The 17,999-nt window shown below is 62.0% G+C and carries 15 protein-coding genes; 9 read left to right on the forward strand and 6 right to left on the reverse strand.

What is annotated here, in order from left to right; translation table 11 throughout:
- Positions 1-74 precede the first annotated feature (74 nt).
- From HT585_RS03865 to HT585_RS03885, 5 genes are all read left to right on the forward strand, one after another.
- A complete protein-coding gene (locus tag HT585_RS03865; protein WP_176351679.1) occupies positions 75-623 on the forward strand; it encodes a LemA family protein in 549 nt (182 codons plus the stop codon).
- 87 nt (positions 624-710) lie between these two features.
- Entirely contained in the window at positions 711-1,979 is a 1,269-nt protein-coding gene (locus HT585_RS03870; RefSeq protein ID WP_176351680.1) for a 3-phosphoshikimate 1-carboxyvinyltransferase, read from the forward strand.
- Positions 1,980-2,059: 80 nt separating this feature from the next.
- A complete protein-coding gene (locus tag HT585_RS03875) occupies positions 2,060-3,973 on the forward strand; it encodes a DUF2207 domain-containing protein (RefSeq protein ID WP_425513724.1) in 1,914 nt (637 codons plus the stop codon).
- 113 nt (positions 3,974-4,086) lie between these two features.
- Complete coding sequence (glyS, locus tag HT585_RS03880; protein WP_176351682.1) at positions 4,087-6,252, forward strand: glycine--tRNA ligase subunit beta; 2,166 nt, start codon at positions 4,087-4,089, stop codon at positions 6,250-6,252.
- 13 nt (positions 6,253-6,265) lie between these two features.
- Entirely contained in the window at positions 6,266-6,781 is a 516-nt protein-coding gene (locus HT585_RS03885; protein ID WP_176351683.1) for a 2-thiouracil desulfurase family protein, read from the forward strand.
- 119 nt (positions 6,782-6,900) lie between these two features.
- Here the strand turns inward: HT585_RS03885 and HT585_RS03890 are convergent, their stop codons facing one another.
- The 4 genes from HT585_RS03890 to HT585_RS03905 form a co-directional block, all read right to left on the reverse strand.
- Entirely contained in the window at positions 6,901-7,428 is a 528-nt protein-coding gene (locus tag HT585_RS03890) for a plant virulence effector HPE1-like domain-containing protein (RefSeq protein ID WP_176351684.1), read from the reverse strand.
- Positions 7,429-7,535: 107 nt separating this feature from the next.
- Positions 7,536-8,807 (reverse strand): phosphoribosylamine--glycine ligase, encoded by a 1,272-nt coding sequence (gene purD, locus HT585_RS03895; protein WP_176351685.1) that lies wholly within the window; start codon positions 8,805-8,807, stop codon positions 7,536-7,538.
- Positions 8,808-8,954: 147 nt separating this feature from the next.
- On the reverse strand, positions 8,955-11,318 hold the full coding sequence (locus HT585_RS03900) for an EAL domain-containing protein (RefSeq protein WP_176351686.1): 2,364 nt from the start codon (positions 11,316-11,318) through the stop codon (positions 8,955-8,957).
- On the reverse strand, positions 11,315-12,355 hold the full coding sequence (locus HT585_RS03905) for an ABC transporter substrate-binding protein (protein ID WP_176351687.1): 1,041 nt from the start codon (positions 12,353-12,355) through the stop codon (positions 11,315-11,317). The genes HT585_RS03900 and HT585_RS03905 overlap by 4 nt, the downstream gene beginning before the upstream one ends.
- Positions 12,356-12,405: 50 nt before the next feature.
- Here HT585_RS03905 and HT585_RS03910 point away from each other — a divergent pair, with 50 nt between their 5' ends.
- Entirely contained in the window at positions 12,406-12,567 is a 162-nt protein-coding gene (locus HT585_RS03910) for a hypothetical protein (protein ID WP_176351688.1), read from the forward strand.
- A gap of 60 nt (positions 12,568-12,627) precedes the next feature.
- Here the strand turns inward: HT585_RS03910 and HT585_RS03915 are convergent, their stop codons facing one another.
- A complete protein-coding gene (locus HT585_RS03915; RefSeq protein WP_176351689.1) occupies positions 12,628-13,827 on the reverse strand; it encodes an MFS transporter in 1,200 nt (399 codons plus the stop codon).
- Positions 13,828-13,935: 108 nt separating this feature from the next.
- On the opposite strand from HT585_RS03915, the gene HT585_RS03920 reads away from it, so the two are divergent.
- The 3 genes from HT585_RS03920 (at position 13,936) to ubiA (ending at position 16,756) form a co-directional block, all read left to right on the forward strand.
- Positions 13,936-14,751 (forward strand): AraC family transcriptional regulator, encoded by an 816-nt coding sequence (locus HT585_RS03920; RefSeq protein ID WP_176351690.1) that lies wholly within the window; start codon positions 13,936-13,938, stop codon positions 14,749-14,751.
- Between the two features lie 163 nt (positions 14,752-14,914).
- The gene (locus HT585_RS03925; RefSeq protein ID WP_176351691.1) at positions 14,915-15,721 is read left to right on the forward strand and encodes a MipA/OmpV family protein; all 807 of its coding nucleotides are present in this window, start codon (positions 14,915-14,917) and stop codon (positions 15,719-15,721) included.
- Between the two features lie 75 nt (positions 15,722-15,796).
- Entirely contained in the window at positions 15,797-16,756 is a 960-nt protein-coding gene (gene ubiA, locus HT585_RS03930; protein ID WP_176351692.1) for a 4-hydroxybenzoate octaprenyltransferase, read from the forward strand.
- A gap of 376 nt (positions 16,757-17,132) precedes the next feature.
- Here the strand turns inward: ubiA and HT585_RS03935 are convergent, their stop codons facing one another.
- Complete coding sequence (locus HT585_RS03935; protein ID WP_176351693.1) at positions 17,133-17,699, reverse strand: DUF6101 family protein; 567 nt, start codon at positions 17,697-17,699, stop codon at positions 17,133-17,135.
- Between the last annotated feature and the right edge of the window lie 300 nt (positions 17,700-17,999).

The following is a 17,999-nucleotide window of genomic DNA, read 5'->3' on the forward strand; positions in this document are numbered from 1 at the left end:
ATTTTGCCTCCAAATCGATTCCGATTTAAGGAATTATGCAGTAATCTCTGCCGAGCTTTTTTGGAGGGTATCCCATGATTGGTCTGGCCATCGGCGTCGTCGTGATCCTGTATCTGGTTTTCGTCTATAACGGCCTCGTCAAGGCACGGCAGATCGCCGAGGAAGCCTGGTCGGGCATCGACGTCCAGCTGAAGCGGCGCGCCGACCTCATCCCCAACCTGATCGAGACCGTGAAGGGCTACGCCGCGCACGAGAAGTCGACGCTTGAGGAGGTCATCGCGATGCGCAACCGCGCCCAGGCGGTGCCATCAGGCGATGTCGAGGGGCGGGCGGCGGCCGAAGGCGCCCTGTCGCAGGCGCTTGGCAAACTCTTTGCCCTTGCCGAAGCCTATCCGGATCTGAAAGCCAACGAGAACTTCGCCGAGCTGCAGCGCTCGCTGGAGACGATCGAAGGCGAAATCCAGATGTCGCGCCGCTACTACAACGGTGCGGCGCGCGACCTCAACGTCAAGGTCGAGAGCTTCCCGTCGAACCTCATCGCCAATGCTTTCCGCTTCGTGAAGGCCGGCTATTTCGAGATCGCCAACGAGGCGGACCGTGCGGTGCCGCAAGTTAAATTCTGATCGGGACGTTACCCGAGACCTCAACCAGATGATATGAGACCTGCCGAAGCCGAGCGCGCGGCGTTATTTGCATCAAGAGACCTAAGCATGAGTGACACCGTGAAGAAGCTGACCATCCTGCCGACCGACCATCCCTTGCGCGGTCACGTCCGCCCACCGGGTTCGAAGTCGATCACCAACCGGGCGCTGCTTCTTGCGGGTCTTGCCAAGGGCACGAGCCGGCTGACCGGCGCGCTGAAGAGCGACGACACGCGCTATATGGCCGATGCGCTGCGGGCGATGGGCGTCCAAGTCGATGAGCCTGATGACACCACATTCGTCGTCACCGGAAACGGTCGGCTGGCATCGCCGTCGGCACCGCTGTTCCTCGGCAATGCGGGAACCGCGACACGCTTCCTGACGGCGGCTGCCGCTCTCGTCGACGGCCCGGTGGTCGTCGATGGCGACCAGCACATGCGCAAGCGTCCGATTAAGCCGCTTGTCGACGCGCTCCGTAAGCTCGGCGTCGAGGTGGCGTCGGAAACCGGCTGCCCGCCGGTCACCGTCAAAGGCAAGGGCGGCTTCCCCGCCGGCCGTATCGAAATCGATGCCGGCCTTTCGAGCCAATACGTCTCGGCGCTGCTGATGGCTGCCCCCGGCGCCAAGGGCCCTGTCCGCATCGAGCTTGCCGGCGACGAAATCGGCGCGCGTGGCTACATCGATCTGACCGTTGCGGCGATGCGCGCCTTCGGCGCCGAGGTCGAGCAATTGAGCCCATCCGTCTGGCAGGTTGCGCCGACGGGCTATCGCGCTGCCGATTTCGCCATCGAACCGGATGCATCCGCTGCGACCTATCTCTGGGCCGCCGAAGTGTTGACCGGAGGCGCCATCGATATCGGCGTGCCCGCATCGGTGTTTTCGCAACCCGATGCGCGCGCCCACGACGTCATCTCAAAATTCCCGCATCTTCCGGCCGTCATCGACGGCTCGCAGATGCAGGACGCGATCCCGACGATCGCGGTTCTTGCCGCCTTCAACGAGACGCCGGTGCGCTTCGTCGGGCTTGCCAATCTGCGCGTGAAGGAATGCGACCGCGTCCGCGCTTTGTCGCTGGGCCTGACCGCCATCCGCCCGGGACTGGCGCACGAGGAGGGCGACGATCTCATCGTCTCCTCCGATCCCGGCCTTGCCGGCCAAACGTTGCCGGCCTCCATCGACACGTTTGCCGATCACCGCATCGCCATGAGCTTTGCCCTTGCCGGGCTGAAGATCCACGGCATTGCCATCGAGGACCCCGGCTGCGTCGCCAAGACCTATCCGGCCTATTGGGATGCGCTGGCATCGCTCGGCGTCGCCTACACAGGCGATCGTCCGTGATATTGCGCGGGAATAAACTGCTCCTCGATATCGATCGAAAGGTCTGAGACCGTATGGCCCGTTTCGTCGCCCTGCTTGGCATGTTGTTCCTCCTGCTGGCGACGGCGGGTGCCGGGCGGGCGGACGAAGTGTTTTCCTCCTATCATTCGGTGATCGATGTCGCCAAGGACGGCACGCTGACGGTTACCGAGACCATCACGGCCAATGCCGAGGGCAACCAGATCCGGCGGGGAATCTTTCGTGACCTGCCGTTGACCTTCACCGACGCCAAGGGTCGTCGCAGCAAGGTGGATTTCAAGCTGCTTTCGGTCGAGCGCGATGGAGAAGAGGAACCCTACCGTACCGAATCTATCTCGGGCGGCATCCGCATCTACACCGGCTCGGCGGAGGTGTTTCTGCCGCACGGAGAGCATACGTTTCAGTTCACCTACGAGACGAGCCGGCAGATCCGCTTCTTCGAGGATCACGACGAACTCTATTGGAACGTGACCGGTACCGAATGGGCGTTCCCGATCGATGAGGCGAGTGCCACCGTCAATCTGCCGGAAGGTGTGCGACCCGAGGCGCTCGATGTTTTCACCGGTGGCTACGGCGCGACCGGCAAGGACGCGCGGGCATCCGAGGAGGGCAGCGAGATTTTCTTTGCGACCACCCGGCGGCTGGGGCCGAAGGAGGGGTTGACGATCGCGGTCAAGATGCCGAAAGGCAGCATCGCACAGCCTTCCTCCAGCCAGGAAAACGCCTGGTGGATGCGCGATCATATGGCGCTTCTGATCGCCGCAGCGGGTCTTGTGGTGGTGGCCCTCTACTATGGCCGCGCCTGGCTGAAGGTGGGGCGAGACCCGGCACGCGGCGTCATGGTGCCGCGTTGGGATGCGCCCGAAGGCATTTCTCCGGCGCTGGTCAACTACATCGACAACAGGGGCTTTTCGGGTGAGGGCTGGACCGCGCTGTCGGCTTCCGCGCTGAGCCTTGCGGTCAAGGGCCATGTCGTCCTTGAGGACCTGAAGAGCGCCATCGTCATTGCCGCAACCGGCAAGGGCGGCAGTGAAAAGCTGCCGACCGGCGAGGCGAGCCTGATGAAGGCCGTCAATGCTGCCGGCGGCAAGCTGAAGATCGATCGGGCCAACGGCACGAAGGTGCAGGCAACGGGTACCGATTTTCGCAATGCCATGGAGCGCGAGCACCGCGGCAAATATTATCTTGAAAACACCGGCTACATCATTGCCGGCGTGCTGCTCTCGGTTCTGGCAATCGCTGCGGTGTTTGTGTTCGGCGATCTGAGCGAGGACAGCATCCCGCTGGTGATCGTGCCGGTCTTCATCGCCTTCGTCATTTCGATCCTCGCCGTTTCCTTCGGCAAATCCCTGCGGCGCGAAAAGAGCCTGATGAGCCGCATCATGTCGATCGTGGTGATTGCCTTCATCGGCTTCGTCGCCTTCACCATCTTTTCGAGCATTCTGGCGGTGGTTTTCTATTCCGCCGCGGAGACGGACGAGTTGCCGCTTCTGTTTGCAATCGGCGGCATCGTGCTCGTCAACGTGTTGTTCTTCTTCCTGATGGGCGCGCCGACCCCGCTCGGCACGCGGATGATGGACGGCATCGACGGCCTCCGGCAATACATGACGCTTGCCGAGAAGGACCGGATGAACATGCAAGGGGCACCCGAAATGTCGCCCCGGCATTTCGAGACGCTGCTGCCCTATGCCGTTGCCCTCGGGGTCGAAAAGCCCTGGACGCAAACCTTCGATCGCTGGCTGCTGGCCGCTGCCGCAGGGGCTGCTGCGGCGGCGGCCTACCAGCCCGCCTGGTACCATGGCGACGGTTTCGGCTCGACCTCTTTCGGCGATCGCATCGGCGGCTTTGCGGGCTCTATGGCCGACACCATGACCGCGTCCTTGCCGCCCCCGCCGAAATCCTCGTCGTCAAGCTTTTCCACCGGCGGCGGCTTTTCCGGTGGCGGCGGCGGCGGCGGTGGCGGCGGTGGCTGGTAATCTCGCCACGAGCCTCCTTGCTGCGGGTCAAATTCATCGTCGGGCTTGGTGACATTTTCACCAGAGCTTGCTAAGTCGGCGGCAACCGTCCGGAACAGAAAAAGTCATCTCCCATGCCCGATCTTCTTATCGAACTCCGCTCCGAGGAAATTCCTGCCCGCCTGCAGCGCAAGGCGGCCGGCGACCTCAAGAAGCTCTTGACCGACGCACTGGTCGAAGCGGGTTTGACCTATGAGGGTGCGCGCGAATACTGGACCCCGCGCCGGCTGACGCTCGATATCCGCGGCCTCAACGCCCGTTCCGCCGATGTGCGCGAGGACCGCAAGGGCCCGCGCACCGACGCCAACGAAAAGGCGATCGAGGGCTTCCTGCGTGGCGCCGGCCTGTCTTCGATCAGCGAGGCGCATGTCCATAACGATCCGAAGAAGGGTGATTTCTACGTCGCCCACATCGTCAAGCCGGGCCGTCCTGCCGAAGAGATCGTCGCCGAGGCGATGCCGGACATTATCCGCAACTTTCCCTGGCCAAAGCCGATGCGCTCCGGTGCCGCCTCGGCCAGGCCGGGCGCCCTTCGCTGGGTGCGTCCGCTACAGTCGATCGTCTGCACCTTCGGCTCGGAAACCGACGAAACCCATGTGATCCCGTTCGAGGTCGACGGCATCGTCGCCTCCAACATCACCTATGGCCATCGTTTTCACGCGCCTGAAGCGATCACCGTGCGCCGCTTTGCCGACTATGCCGAGAAGCTGGAGCGGGCGAAGGTCGTGCTCGACGGCGAGCGCCGCAAGCAAATGATCCTCGCCGACGCCCATAACGTCGCCTTCGCCAACGGGCTTGAACTCGTCGAGGACGAAGGTCTGCTCGAGGAGGTTTCCGGCCTCGTCGAATGGCCGCAGGTGCTGATGGGACGTTTTGAGGAGAGCTATCTCGAAATCCCCTCGGAAATCATTCGCCTGACGATCAAGACCAACCAGAAGTGCTTCGTAACCCGCGCGCCGGGCGCAGACACGCTCTCCAACAAGTTCATCCTCGTCTCCAACATCGAGGCGAAGGACGGCGGCAAGGAGATCGTGCACGGCAACGGCAAGGTCGTGCGCGCCCGCCTGTCGGACGCCGCCCATTTCTGGCATCGCGACCAGGGCAACCTGCCGGATCTCGAGACCTTGAAGCCGTCGGCCGAAAAGTTCGGCCTCGATCTCATGAAGCCGCTCGACCAGCGCATGGCGAAACTCGATGCGCTGAACGTGACCTTCCATGCCAAGCTCGGCACGCAGGGCGAACGCGTCGCCCGCATCCGCGCGCTGGCCGCAGAGCTTGCCAAGGTGACCGGAGCTGACGCCGGACTGGTCGACCGTGCCGTGGTGCTGGCGAAGGCCGATCTGCGCACCGAAGCCGTCGGCGAGTTCCCCGAACTCCAGGGCATCATGGGCCGCAAATATGCGCTGCTGCAGGGCGAAGACGCCTCTGTTGCCACGGCGATCGAAGATCACTGGAAGCCGAACGGCCCCTCGGACCGTGCGCCGACTGATGCGGTCGCCGTGACCGTGGCGCTTGCCGATAAGCTCGACACGCTTGTCGGCTTCTGGGCAATCGACGAAAAGCCGACCGGCTCCAAGGATCCCTATGCCCTGCGTCGCGCAGCACTCGGCGTGATCCGCCTTATCCTCGAAGGCAAGGCCCGCCTGCCGCTCGTGCCGTTCCTCGAGATCGCGCTGACCGCTCTCAGGGCGCAGAAGCCGGCACTGACGGGCGACGTGTCGGCGGACCTGCTGTCCTTCTTCCATGATCGTCTCAAGGTTTATCTGCGCGATCTCGGCGCCCGCCACGACCTGATCGATGCGGTGTTGACGCCGGATGCGGATGATCTCCTGATGATCGCGCGCCGTGTCGAGGCGCTGACCGCATTCATCACCGACGAGGAGGGCAAGAACCTGCTCGCGGGCACCAAGCGTGCAACGCAGATCCTGGCCGCCGAAGAGAAGAAGGGCACTGCCGTCGCCGACGCAGTTGATGCCGGCCTCTTCCGTCTCGATGCCGAAAAGGCACTGCATTCCGCAGTTGAGCTCGGCTCCGGCGAGGCGCGCGATGCGATCGAGAGGGAAGACTTCCGCTCCGCCATGCAGGCCTTGTCGAAGTTGCGCGAGCCGGTCGACCGGTTCTTCAACGATGTTCTCGTCAACGACGATGACGTGTCGATCCGCGCAAACCGGCTGGCACTGCTCGGTCTGATCCGCTCGGCGACCGGCACGGTTGCCGACTTCTCCAAGATTGCGGGATAACGGGGAGGGGCGCATGACGGCGAAGATCCTCGTCAGCGCCTGTCTCATGGGCCACGCGGTGCGCTACGATGGCGCGTCGAAGCCGCTTCTCCACCCGGCCATAGACCGTTGGCGCGAAGAGGGCAGGCTTGTCACCATCTGTCCCGAGATGTCGGCCGGTATGCCGGTGCCGCGCCCGCCGGCCGAAATCGCGTCGGGAAAATCGGGCAGGGATGTGCTCGACGGTGACGCGGCGGTGGTCGAGAACACTGGCCGCGACGTGACCGGCGAGTTTCTTACCGCCGCGGAAAATGCGCTATCGCTCGCGCGTGAAACAGACTGTCGTTTCGCGCTGTTGATCGACGGCAGCCCGTCCTGCGGATCGGGTTTCGTCTATGACGGAACGTTCTCCGGCGCCCGCCACGCAGGACAAGGGGTGACGGCCGCATTGCTCGCAAGGAACGGTATCGAGGTCTATTCCGACCGGGAGATCGAAGCGTTGATGGAACGGGTTGATGGGGTGCGCGACCCCGATGGAAAGCCCGAATAAAAAGATTGCGCCCCTGCTTCTCTCAGGGACGCAATCTCTCGCTTCTTCAGCGAATCGCCCGTCAGCCTTTGAATGCAGGGGGCGGCTGACTGGGGCAGGGAACTTTCCCGTTCAGACCTTCAGTTTAACCGAAGTTCGAGGCCGGTCGGATCAAATTGCCGTGAGGTTTCGCCGGTCGCCGCTGCCGCGACGGCAGGTGCCGCCTGTGTCATGGTGTGAACCGCGGCAGTCTTGGCAGTCTCGTCGATCGTGGATGCGACCACGCCAAGATCGCTCGCATCTGCGAGGTCGCCGAGGGCCGCGGCTGTCGCCATATCAGCCTGCGCGGTTTCACCGGATGCCGCCTTGAGCAGATCCTCGGATGGCTTGCTGACGAAAACAACGGGTGAACCGCCGAGCCAGGCCTCGGTGCGCACCAGCTTCATCTCGCCATTGATTTTCTTGAGTTCGACCTTGGCGCTGCCCTTGTCGATTTCGGGCACCACATAGGTGACCTTCTTCCTGTTTTGCAGGGGAGGGCACTGCGGGCAAGTCACCGCCGCCACGCTGGAGTTGACCGCTTGGCCGGAAACGATGGTGTCGATCGACGATGCCCAGGCGCTGCCGGCTGCAAGCGCAACGGCGGTGGTGATCAGCAACAGGCGCATCGGTCTTCTCTCCGAGTTTGTTCTCGGCGAGAATATGCGTTCTGTCTTACTTTCCCGTCAGGAGAATTGGTAAAAATTGAATGATCCGGCGTATTTGCCGATGACGGTCAGGCCTTCTCGCGGGCAACCGCCCGCCAGCCGATATCGTGGCGATAAAAGCCATTGTCCCAGGAAACGCCGTTGACGGCGGCGTAGGCGAGGTCCTTGGCAGCGCTCGCGTTTTCACCGATCGCCGTAACGTTAAGTACCCGCCCACCCGTTGCGACCAGGCTGCCGTCCTTCATCGCCGTGCCGGCATGAAACACCTTGGTCTGCGTCGAGGCTGCAGGCAGCGCCTCGATGGGCGTGTTCTTGTCATAGCTGCCCGGATAGCCCTTTGAAGCCATGACCACGGTCAGTGCCGTCTCGTCGCGCCATTCGGCTTCCATGCCTGCGAGCGTGCCCGTTGCCGCGGCATAGAGCAGCGGCAGCAGGTCGCTCTTCATGCGCATCATCAGCACCTGGCATTCCGGGTCGCCGAAACGCACATTATATTCGATCAGCTCCGGTCCCTTGGCGGTGATCATCAGCCCGGCGAAGAACACGCCGGAAAAGGGATACCCGCTTTCGGACATGCCGCGCATGGTCGGCTCGATGATCTCCTTCATCGTGCGTTCGATCATCTCGGATGTCATCACAGGCGCGGGCGAGTAGGCGCCCATACCGCCGGTGTTCGGGCCGGTGTCGCCGTCTCCGACACGCTTGTGATCCTGCGCCGAGGCGAGCGCCAGGGCGGTCTTGCCGTCGCTCAGGCAGAAGAAGCTTGCCTCCTCGCCGTCGAGAAAGGCTTCGACCACCACTTCCGCGCCGGCCGCGCCGAAGGCGCCGTCGAAACAGTCATCGATTGCATCGAGCGCTTCGTCGAGTTCCATGGCAACGGTCACGCCTTTGCCTGCGGCAAGGCCGTCGGCCTTGATGACGATCGGCGCGCCCTGGTCGCGCACATAGGCCTTGGCGGCTTCGGCGTCGGTGAAGCGGCCATAGGCGCCGGTCGGGATATCGTATCGGGCGCAGAGGTCCTTGGTAAAACCCTTGGATCCTTCAAGCTGGGCCGCAGCAGCGGAAGGGCCGAAAACCGCGATGCCGGCGGCGCGCAGCACATCTGCGAGACCGGCCACAAGTGGACCTTCAGGTCCGACGACGACGAAGTCGATCGCCTCTTCCAGGCAGAAGTCAGCGACTGAAACATGATTGTCGGTGTCGAGCGCGACGAGGGTCGCTTCCTCGGCAATACCGGGATTGCCGGGCGCAGCGTAGAGCTTGGTCAGTTTCGGCGACTGCGCGATTTTCCATGCCAGTGCATGTTCGCGTCCACCCGATCCGATCAGAAGAACCTTCATTGCCTGCTCCCGACATGCTGTGAAATTGTTGCGTTGCGGTTAAGGCGAGGCGGCTGTCAGGTCAAGGGGTCAGGGGGGGATGGCGCACGATTCCCGTGGCAAAGCAACGACCGGAGGCGCCGCATGATGAAACGCGCGAATGTGCGTTCAGGCGATCGCCTGCTGGTTCTTGCGATCATCCTTTTCGTTGCCGTAGCGGGCCGTGCGCGTCAGCGCCCAGATTCCGAGATCTTCGAGCGGCAGCGGTTTGCTGATGAGGTAACCCTGGAACAGGTCGCAGCCTGCAGCCGTCAGCATCGAGAGTTTCTCCGGCGTATCGACGCCTTCGCCGACCACGGCCACATCCTTGGCGTGGCAGAGCGCGATCAACGCCCTTAGAACCGGCAGCGATTGTGATGCGGTCAGGTTCGAGACGAGCGCCCGGTCGAGTTTGATCGTATCGGCGGTGTATTCGATGATCTGCTGGACGGAGGTGTATCCGGCTCCGAAATCGTCGATCGACAGGCGGAAGCCCTTCTGGCGGAGCTCGTCGATGTTGCGGCGAAGCTGGTCGCTGAACTTCACCGCGAATGTCTCGGTGAGCTCGATCTCGATCGATTGCGGCTGCAGCCCATGGCGGTTGAGGCAATCGGAGAAATAGTCGGCAATCGCCTTCGAATGCAGTTCGGCAGAGGAAATATTGATCGCCAGGATCGTATCGGGACCGAACAGCGCCTTCAGCTGCCGGCAGTCGGACATCGCCTGGTTGATTACCCACCAGTCGATCTTGGTGAAGAGGCCGGAGCTTTCGGCGATCGGCACGAACTCGTCGGGCGTCACGTTGCCAAGCACTGGCGAATACCAGCGCAAGAGCGCTTCGCAGCCGGTCACACGCCCATCGGTATTGACGATCGGCATGTAGACCAGATGGAATTGTTCGTCGGGATCGAGTGAGCGCAACTCGTCCTGGATCTGGCGCAGGCGCGTGCGCTTGTCGTGAAGGGCGCGCGAGAACCTTGACGAGCGGTTCTTGCCGCTGGTCTTTGCCTGATACATCGCGGCATCCGCATTCGAGATCAGCTCGGCGAGATTGGTCGCATCATCGGGGCAGATGGCAGCGCCGATGCTGGCTGTGACCGGATAACTCTTGCCCGAGACTTCGAAGCCGTCTTCAAACAGCGCCAGGATGGCGGCAGAGACTTCCCGTACGGTGCCGTCGCCCGGTCGGGAGCGAACGAGCACCGCGAATTCGTCGCCCGAGAGCCGTGCGAGAATTGCCGGCTTCTGGCCGCGCCGCTCGGTGATCGCTTCGACATTCATCGCGATCCGCGTCGCCAGCGTCTTTAAGAGTTCGTCGCCGATCTCATGGCCATGCTTGTCGTTGACGAACTTGAAGTTGTCGATGTCGATGAACAGCAGGCTGCATTTTTCACCCGAGACAATGGCCTCGCGCACGATGCCGGCGGCAACGGCGTTGAAATGGCCGCGATTGCTGATGCCGGTCAACGTGTCGGTCCAGGAACTGCGTTGCACCAGCTTCAGCGATTGTTCCGACTGGCGATGCAGCTCTCTGATGTTTTCGGTCAAGCGACCGATCTCGCCCTTCTCGGCCATGTTGCGGATCTCGTCATGAGCGCCGACCATGACCGCCATGACGTTGGCGTCGAGCGTGGCAATCGGATCGGTGATGAACCGCCGGATGAGCACGATGATCAGCCAGATGGAAAACAGGCTCATGGCCACGGCGCCAAGCGCCAGCAGCAGCTTCTGCTGTGCCATTAGCTGGTCGAAATGATCGCTCGAGACCGTCAGCGTCGCATAGAGCGATGGTCCGAGGTGCACGCTTGCGGAAAGGTCGTCAGTGACCGCCAGCGGCCAGGGCTGAAGCACGACGTCGGCGCCGTATTCCTGCTTCAGGGTTTCCTGCATGTCGAGGAAACGGTCCGGCTGGATTGCCACCTGGATCAGCAGCGCACCCGATTTCTTGCTCGGTAGCGGCCGCGTGAACGTGACGGGATCGAGGAAATACGAATAGACGATACGGGCCTTCTGCCCGGCGTCGGAGAGATAGGTCCAGTCGGCGAGCTTCTCTTCGCGGATCAGTCGCCGCGACAGGTTGAGTTGTGCCTCGTCGATTTCGGCGAAGGGATCCCAGCTGTTTTCGAAATAGTATTCGGATTGCAGGTCCGACGTCAGGATCGCCAGCGACACGTAGCCCATCGGATCGTCAGAGAGCGACTTGACGCTTTCCTGCAGTCGCACGCCGAGCGCATTGGCCCGGTAGTTCCTGTCGGTTTCCGAAATGTACTGCCGCAGCGAATTGCTGTTCAAGAGCGCATTGAGGAAGCCCTTGCTGCGGCCGATCTCGTTTTGGAATACGGCAGCGGCGTGCTCCAACCGCTGCGACAGCTTGGCGTGTTCGAGTGCCCGGATCGAGCGGCTCTGGGTGACATGGACCGAAACCGCCGCCAGCAGGTAGCCGGCCAGCACCACGGGAAAGATCAGGATGAGTGCGCGCTTGCCGAGGGTCACTGGAAATTCGCCAATGTGCTGATGATGCGCCGGCGCAACTGCACCGACGTCGTTGACAGTTCCTGCTGGTACTGGCTCTTGGCCAGAATGTCCGGCGACGGGTAGATCGCCTGGTCCGCGCGGGTCGCTTCCGGCAGGAGCGCAAAGGCGGCCTTGCTGGGCGTCGGCATGTTGAGCGTCTGCGCATTTGCGGCAGCGCTTCCGGGCGAGCCGATATAGTCGAGGAAAGCGAGCGCTCGCGCCTTGTTCGGCGATTTGGCGACGACCGACATGCAGTCGAGCCAGGAAAGCGTGCCTTCCTTGGGCACGACATAGCGCCAGACGCCGGGCGTGCCGGCCTTTTCGTTCAGGACGTGCTGGTCGCCGCTATAGCCGAGCGCCAGATGGATATCCTTGCCGATCGCCTGGTTCTGGATCGAGCTGATAACGTATTCATAGGTCAGAACCGACGGCGCCTGTTGCTTCATCATGTTGAAGGCGGTCTTGAGCGTTTCGGGTTCGTTGGTGTTGATCGACTGGCCGAGCAGCATCAACGGCGCAACGAAAGCCTCGTTGTGATCGTCATACATCGCAACGTGTTTGTGGAGCGCTGGCGCTGGCTGCATCAGGTCTCGCCAGGATGTCGGCGCTTCAGGCAGCACGTCCGATCGATAGAGAATGCCCATCGTGCCCCAGAGGTACGGCAGGCCGTGGTTCGAGCAGCGCGTGCGCCAGCTTTCATCATAGTCCCTGAGCGAGGCGACATTGCTTTCGTCGACCGCTTCCAGCACCCCTTTGCGCCCGAACAGTGCAGCACCGTTCTCCCCGGTCACCACCAGATCGACGATGCTGTTCGGGTCGGCCAGCACCTCATCGCGGGTGTCGCCGCTGTCGTAATAGACCTGGTGGATTCCGACGCCAGTTATCGCTGTCCAGCGATCGAGGATTGCCTGATCGATATAGGATTCCCAGATCAGCAGGTTGAGCGTTTCGGCTTGCCCCGCCGTTGCCAGAAGCAACGTCGTCAAAAAGGCAGGAATCGCCGATCGCCTTCGCATTGTCTACCCTTGCCCAAGCCCCATTCAGCGACCGTAGCGCGCAAAAATTGATGAATGATTACGCAGGGCTGCGGGAAATAGCAGGACTCGCGCATGGCATTGCCACGCAGAAAAAACAGAACGGGCGCCGCATGGCGGCGCCCGTTGAAAAATACACGCTCGATGTGCGCGCTAAGCATGTCGCGCAAAAGTATGCAGCGGTTTTGCGATAACGACATGCGTGAAAACAAGACCTTGAAGCGCGCCAAGCGAATCTGAAAGATCACGACGCGCTAGCGGCGCGCAGGCATCTTGGGCAGCAGGATCGTCAGAATGCCCAGCAGCGGCAGGTAGGAGCAGATGGTGTAGACGAACTCTATGCCCTGCCGGTCGGCAAAAACGCCGAGAAGAGCTGCACCCATGCCGCCGAACCCGAAGGCGAAGCCGAAGAAGACGCCTGCAATCAGACCGACACGCCCAGGCACCAGTTCCTGCGCGAAAACGACGATCGCCGAAAACGCGGAGGAGAAGATGAAGCCGATGATTATCGACAGAACGCCCGTCCAGAAAAGGTTCGCATAGGGCAGCATCAGCGCGAACGGGATGACGCCGAGGATCGAGAACCAGATGACGAAGCGTGCGCCGTAGCGGTCGCCGATCGGACCACCGAGGAAGGTGCCTGCAGCGGCTGCGCCCAGGAAGAGGAAGAGCATCAGCTGTGCCTGTTGCACGGAAACGCTGAACTTCTCGATGACGAAGAAGGTGAAGTAGCTGGAGATGCTCGCCATGTAGATATTCTTGGTGGCCGTCAGCAGCACCAGGACGGCAACGGCCCAAATGACGCGGTTCTTCGGCAGTGGCAGCGCGCGGCTCGGCGCCGGCTTGCTCATCGACGAGCGGCGGTGGCGCACGTACCAGGTGCTGACCCAGGAGAGCACGAAGAAGCCGATAATCGCCACGATCGAGAACCAGCTGAGGCTGCCCTGGCCGAAGGGGAGGACGATGAAGGCGGCAAGCAGCGGCCCCATGGCGCTGCCGGCATTGCCACCGACCTGGAACAGCGATTGCGCCAGGCCATGCCGTCCACCGGAGGCAAGGCGTGCGATGCGCGAGGATTCCGGATGGAAGATTGCCGAGCCGACGCCGATCAGGCTTGCAGCCAGAAGCAGCATCGAGAAGTCATGGGCGTTGGCGAGCAGGATCAGGCCGGAGCAGGTGGACAGCATTGCCACCGGCAGCGAATAGGGCAGCGCCCAGCGGTCGGTGATGATGCCGACGGCCGGCTGCAGCATCGAGGCCGTCAACTGGAAGGTGAAGGTGAGAAGGCCGATCTGCACGAAATCGAGCGAATAGTTCGCCTTGAGCAAGGGATAGAGCGCCGTCAGCAGCGACTGCATGATGTCGTTCAGCATGTGGCAGAAGCTCACTGCCAGGATGACGGAAAATGCCGTCTTTTCCGGGGTTATGCCCCCGGTTGAAGTAACCGTTGCCATGGATGTTTCCTTGCCGTCTCGATGGTTGTGTGCGGCGACGGATATCTCTACTGATCTTGCTCATGGCCTGCTTTTGTGATGTGGTCGAGTTCTTTCGCGAGTGGGCCAATGCCGATCCATCGAGTAAACTTGCCCGAACTGCCCGACGTCGACCATTTCAGAAACCTGGACTGGATCGAGGCCGGAAACTCTGCCGTCCTCGCCCTTGGCCGCGATTATGGAGCGGGGCTGACCGTTCCGCTGCACAGCCACACCCGCACGCAATTGTGGTGGGCGCGGCAGGGGGTTGTGCTTGTGCGCACGGCACACGGCCGCTGGCTCGTTCCACCGGGACACGCGCTTTTGATCCCGGCCGGGGTTGAGCATTCGACCGAGATGATCAGCGATGTGCGCATGCACTCGATCTATTTCACTCCGTCGTTGCTGCGTGCCGAGCGGCCGATGGTCATGGAGATCACGCCGCTTGCGGGAACGCTGGTCGATGCCTTGGTCAGCGTCGAGAGCGAGACCATGTCCGAGCGGCGGGAACAGCTGATCATGGATCTTCTGCTGGAAGAGATCGCCCTTCTGCATGAACGGCCGCTGGGCCTGCCTTTTCCGCGCGAGCAGAAGCTGGCACTTTTGTGCCGGCAGTTCCTGGAGGCGCCATCGGCGACCGCGAACATCGACCAATGGGCCGATCGGCTGGGTTTGAGCCGGCGGACATTCACGCGGATGTTCCGCAACGAGACAGGCGTCAGCTTCGTCACCTGGCGCCAGCAGGCCTGCATTTTCGCATCGTTGCCGCGGCTGGCGGACGGCGAACCGATCACCAACGTCGCGCTCGATGCCGGCTACGAGAACGTCGCGGCCTTCACGACAATGTTTCGGCGCATGCTCGGAAGTGCCCCCAGCCACTACCTGAAAATGTATCAGGGGCGATAGCTGCGGCCGTGATGGGAAACGGGAGCTGAATTGACCTGGTTAACGGAATCGTAGGAACAAGGGGCAATAAGTCGCCCTGTGCCCATTCAGATTGCGCCATTGTCGCGCGCATGGGGCACGGTTCAAACTTCGCCCCGGCGAATGATTCTTCCGGAGTTGTTCCTTGCGTATCCGTTCTCTTCTCCTCCTTTCTGGAACCCTTTTGTTGTCCGCAGGCACCGCCTCGGCAGGTGACGGCCAGTATTTCTGGTCCGGCGACTGGTACTTGAAGGTCGGTGCAACCGGCTTTCTCGGCCCGAAGTATGAAGGCGCCTCCAAGCGCATGTTCCAGGCCGCACCGCTGGTATCGCTCGGCAAGGCCGGCAGCACCGTTCGCTTCTCCTCGCGCAACGACAACATGTCCTACGCGCTGCTCGATCAGGGCGGGTTCCGCGCCGGTGTCGCAGGCAAGCTGATCTTCGAACGCGATTCAGGCACATCCAGCGATCTTAACGGGTTGGCTCCGGTCAAGTTCGGCGGGGAGCTTGGCGGCTTCGCCGAAGTGTATCCGACCGATTGGATGCGCGTGCGCGCGGAGGTCCGCCAGGGCATTCGCAGCCATCACGGCATTGTCGCCGATATCGCCGCCGACGCCTTTACCGACATCAGCAGCAATGTGCGCATTTCTGCCGGTCCGCGGATGACGGCTGCCACCAGCGATTATTTCAGCGCCTATTACGGTGTGAACGATGCCGAATCGGCCGCGTCAGGCCTTAGCCCCTATAATCCGCACGGCGGCATTCATTCCGCCGGTGTCGGTGCCGCGATCAACTGGCAGGCAACCGAGAAACTCGAAACCGGCGCCTATGCGGAATATCGCCGCCTGATGGGCTCGGCCGCCGATTCCAGCCTCGTGCGCGAACGCGGTAGCCGCAACCAGTTCCTCGTCGGCCTGTCGGCAACCTACCGCTTCGACTTCACGCTTCACTGACCGACGCCACTCCGCCTCGGGACGGTGCGGCATCGAACCGCTTGACCGTCCCGGCGCGTGGCGTCAAACAGGGGCATGAACACGTCCTCCGCCGATTCCGGGCGCGTCCACGACGCTCCGTCGAACAACTGGGTCTATCGCGCGCTGCCGCGCGCGCTCTGGCCCTATGCGCAACTTGCTCGCTGGGACCGCCCGATCGGCTGGCAATTGCTGATGTGGCCATGCCTGTGGTCGGTCGCCCTGGCCTCGGGCGCAGCGGCCGCAACCGGGCAGTTCTCGGCCGGTCGGTTCGCCTTTCACTGCTTCCTCTTCATCGCTGGCGCCATCGCCATGCGCGGTGCTGGCTGCACCTTCAATGATATCATCGACCACGACATCGACATGGAAGTGGCGCGTACACGTTCGCGGCCATTGCCGTCGGGACGTGTCTCCCGCTTTCAGGCAAAGGCCTTCATGGTGCTGCAGGCGCTCGTAGGGCTGGTGATCCTGCTGCAGTTCAATGCCTTCAGCATTTCGCTCGGCATTCTGTCGCTCGGACTTGTCGCCATCTATCCCTTTGCCAAGCGCTTTACCGACTGGCCGCAGTTCTTCCTCGGCCTTGCATTTTCCTGGGGTGCGATCATGGGCTGGACGGCGGAGTTCGGAACGCTTTCGCTGGCGCCGGTGCTGCTCTATGGCGCGGCGATCGCCTGGACGATCGGTTACGACACGATCTATGCCTATCAGGACAGGGAAGATGACGAACTGATCGGCGTGCGGTCGACCGCTCGCCGCTTCGGCGACAACCCACGTCCCTGGCTGATCGGGCTCTACGGGCTTGCCATCGTGCTGATGCTGCTGTCGTTCCTCGCGGCTGGCGCGGGGCTGTTTGCCTATCTCGGTTTGCTTGTCGCTGCCGTGCTGCTGATCTATCAGATCCTGGTGCTGAACATTCACGACCCGGCGCAATGCCTGGCCTTGTTCAAGTTCAACGGTGTCGTGGGGCTGATCATCTTCGCCGGGCTCGTCGCGGCTCTGCTCGTTCGCGCGATATGAAAAATCCTCCGTCTTGGCGGAGGATCGGGCAGGCTATGCAATCTGCTTGAGGCACGCTTTTAGTCTTTGCCGATGCGTCGGCAAGGCTGGGAAGGAATTAAGCCCAGCTGACTTCCGTCACGGCCTTGCGCTTCTTCGCCTTGGCACGCGCGCGGAAAATGGCGGCGACTGCGGCAATAGTGGCGGCGATATGTTTGCGCATCGGGTATCTCCTTCGTCCTGACCTTGGCTATGGGCCCGATATGGCACGAAGAAGGCGAAGCGGCTGTTTCCGAAGGAACATCCCGGTTTTTACGATGGCAATTTGGCCTAGGCCGCAAACAAAAACCGGCCGCAGGGAACGACCGGTTTTTGCACTGGAGGAATTCGGAAACACTTAGCTGCGGGCGATGATTTCTCGCCCGTCGATCTTCATGGCAACGCCAAGCCGGCCGGTGGAGCGACGTACCAAGAACCGTGGCCGGCGGTCGGCGAAGAAGGAATGGCGGCGTCGCGGCTTGATCGGCGCGGTGCGCACTTCGCCGAGATGCTCTTCCAAAGCGCGGGCAACACCATCGGCTTCGACCATCAGCATCGGGATGCGATAGGCTTCGGCCCAGGCGCGCCAATCGGCAGCTATGTCGGAAAGATCATGTGCGACGAGCAGCGGAACGCAAAGGTCCGGATCGTCATGATGAAGTTCAAGCGTCACTGTAACGTCTCCGTCGCCGTGGTCGATCGCGCGTGCCGCGACCCCTTTGAATGCCCGCGCCGGCAGTGCGATCGAAAGCGGCAGGCCGCTTGATGGTAGCACCTTGCGCAGAACCGCGCCACGCTCGTCCAGGCTGATCGTAACATTGCCTGTGTGGCCACGCAGGACGTAGCTTGCCTGCTGAGGAAAACGCTTCGGATCGAGCCGGAGCGTATTTTCGACCCATGCGGGTTGAGAGAGTGTATTGCGCATTTCAATCGCCCTTGTTTTTCCTTGAGAGCCGATTTCCGGTCTTCTCTTCGGGACTTTTCGTCCTCTATGGGCCGCAGAATAGGCGGCCCCCCTTCCGACCGACTTAAAAATCGCGGTTAAGAAAACTTTGCGTTTTTCGATGGTTAGCAAAAGCCGACCGGCCAAGGTTTCTGTTTCGTCAACAGGGTCATCGGCATTTGTCGCATCGTCGCGGAGCGCCGGCGAAAAGCCACACACAAGCCTGTCGTGCAATCATGCCGTGTCAGAATTCTGTTTCGGGGGACGGTGTGACCTGCCCCT

Source organism: Ensifer oleiphilus (assembly GCF_013371465.1).
GTDB classification, from domain to species: Bacteria; Pseudomonadota; Alphaproteobacteria; order Rhizobiales; family Rhizobiaceae; genus Ensifer; species Ensifer oleiphilus.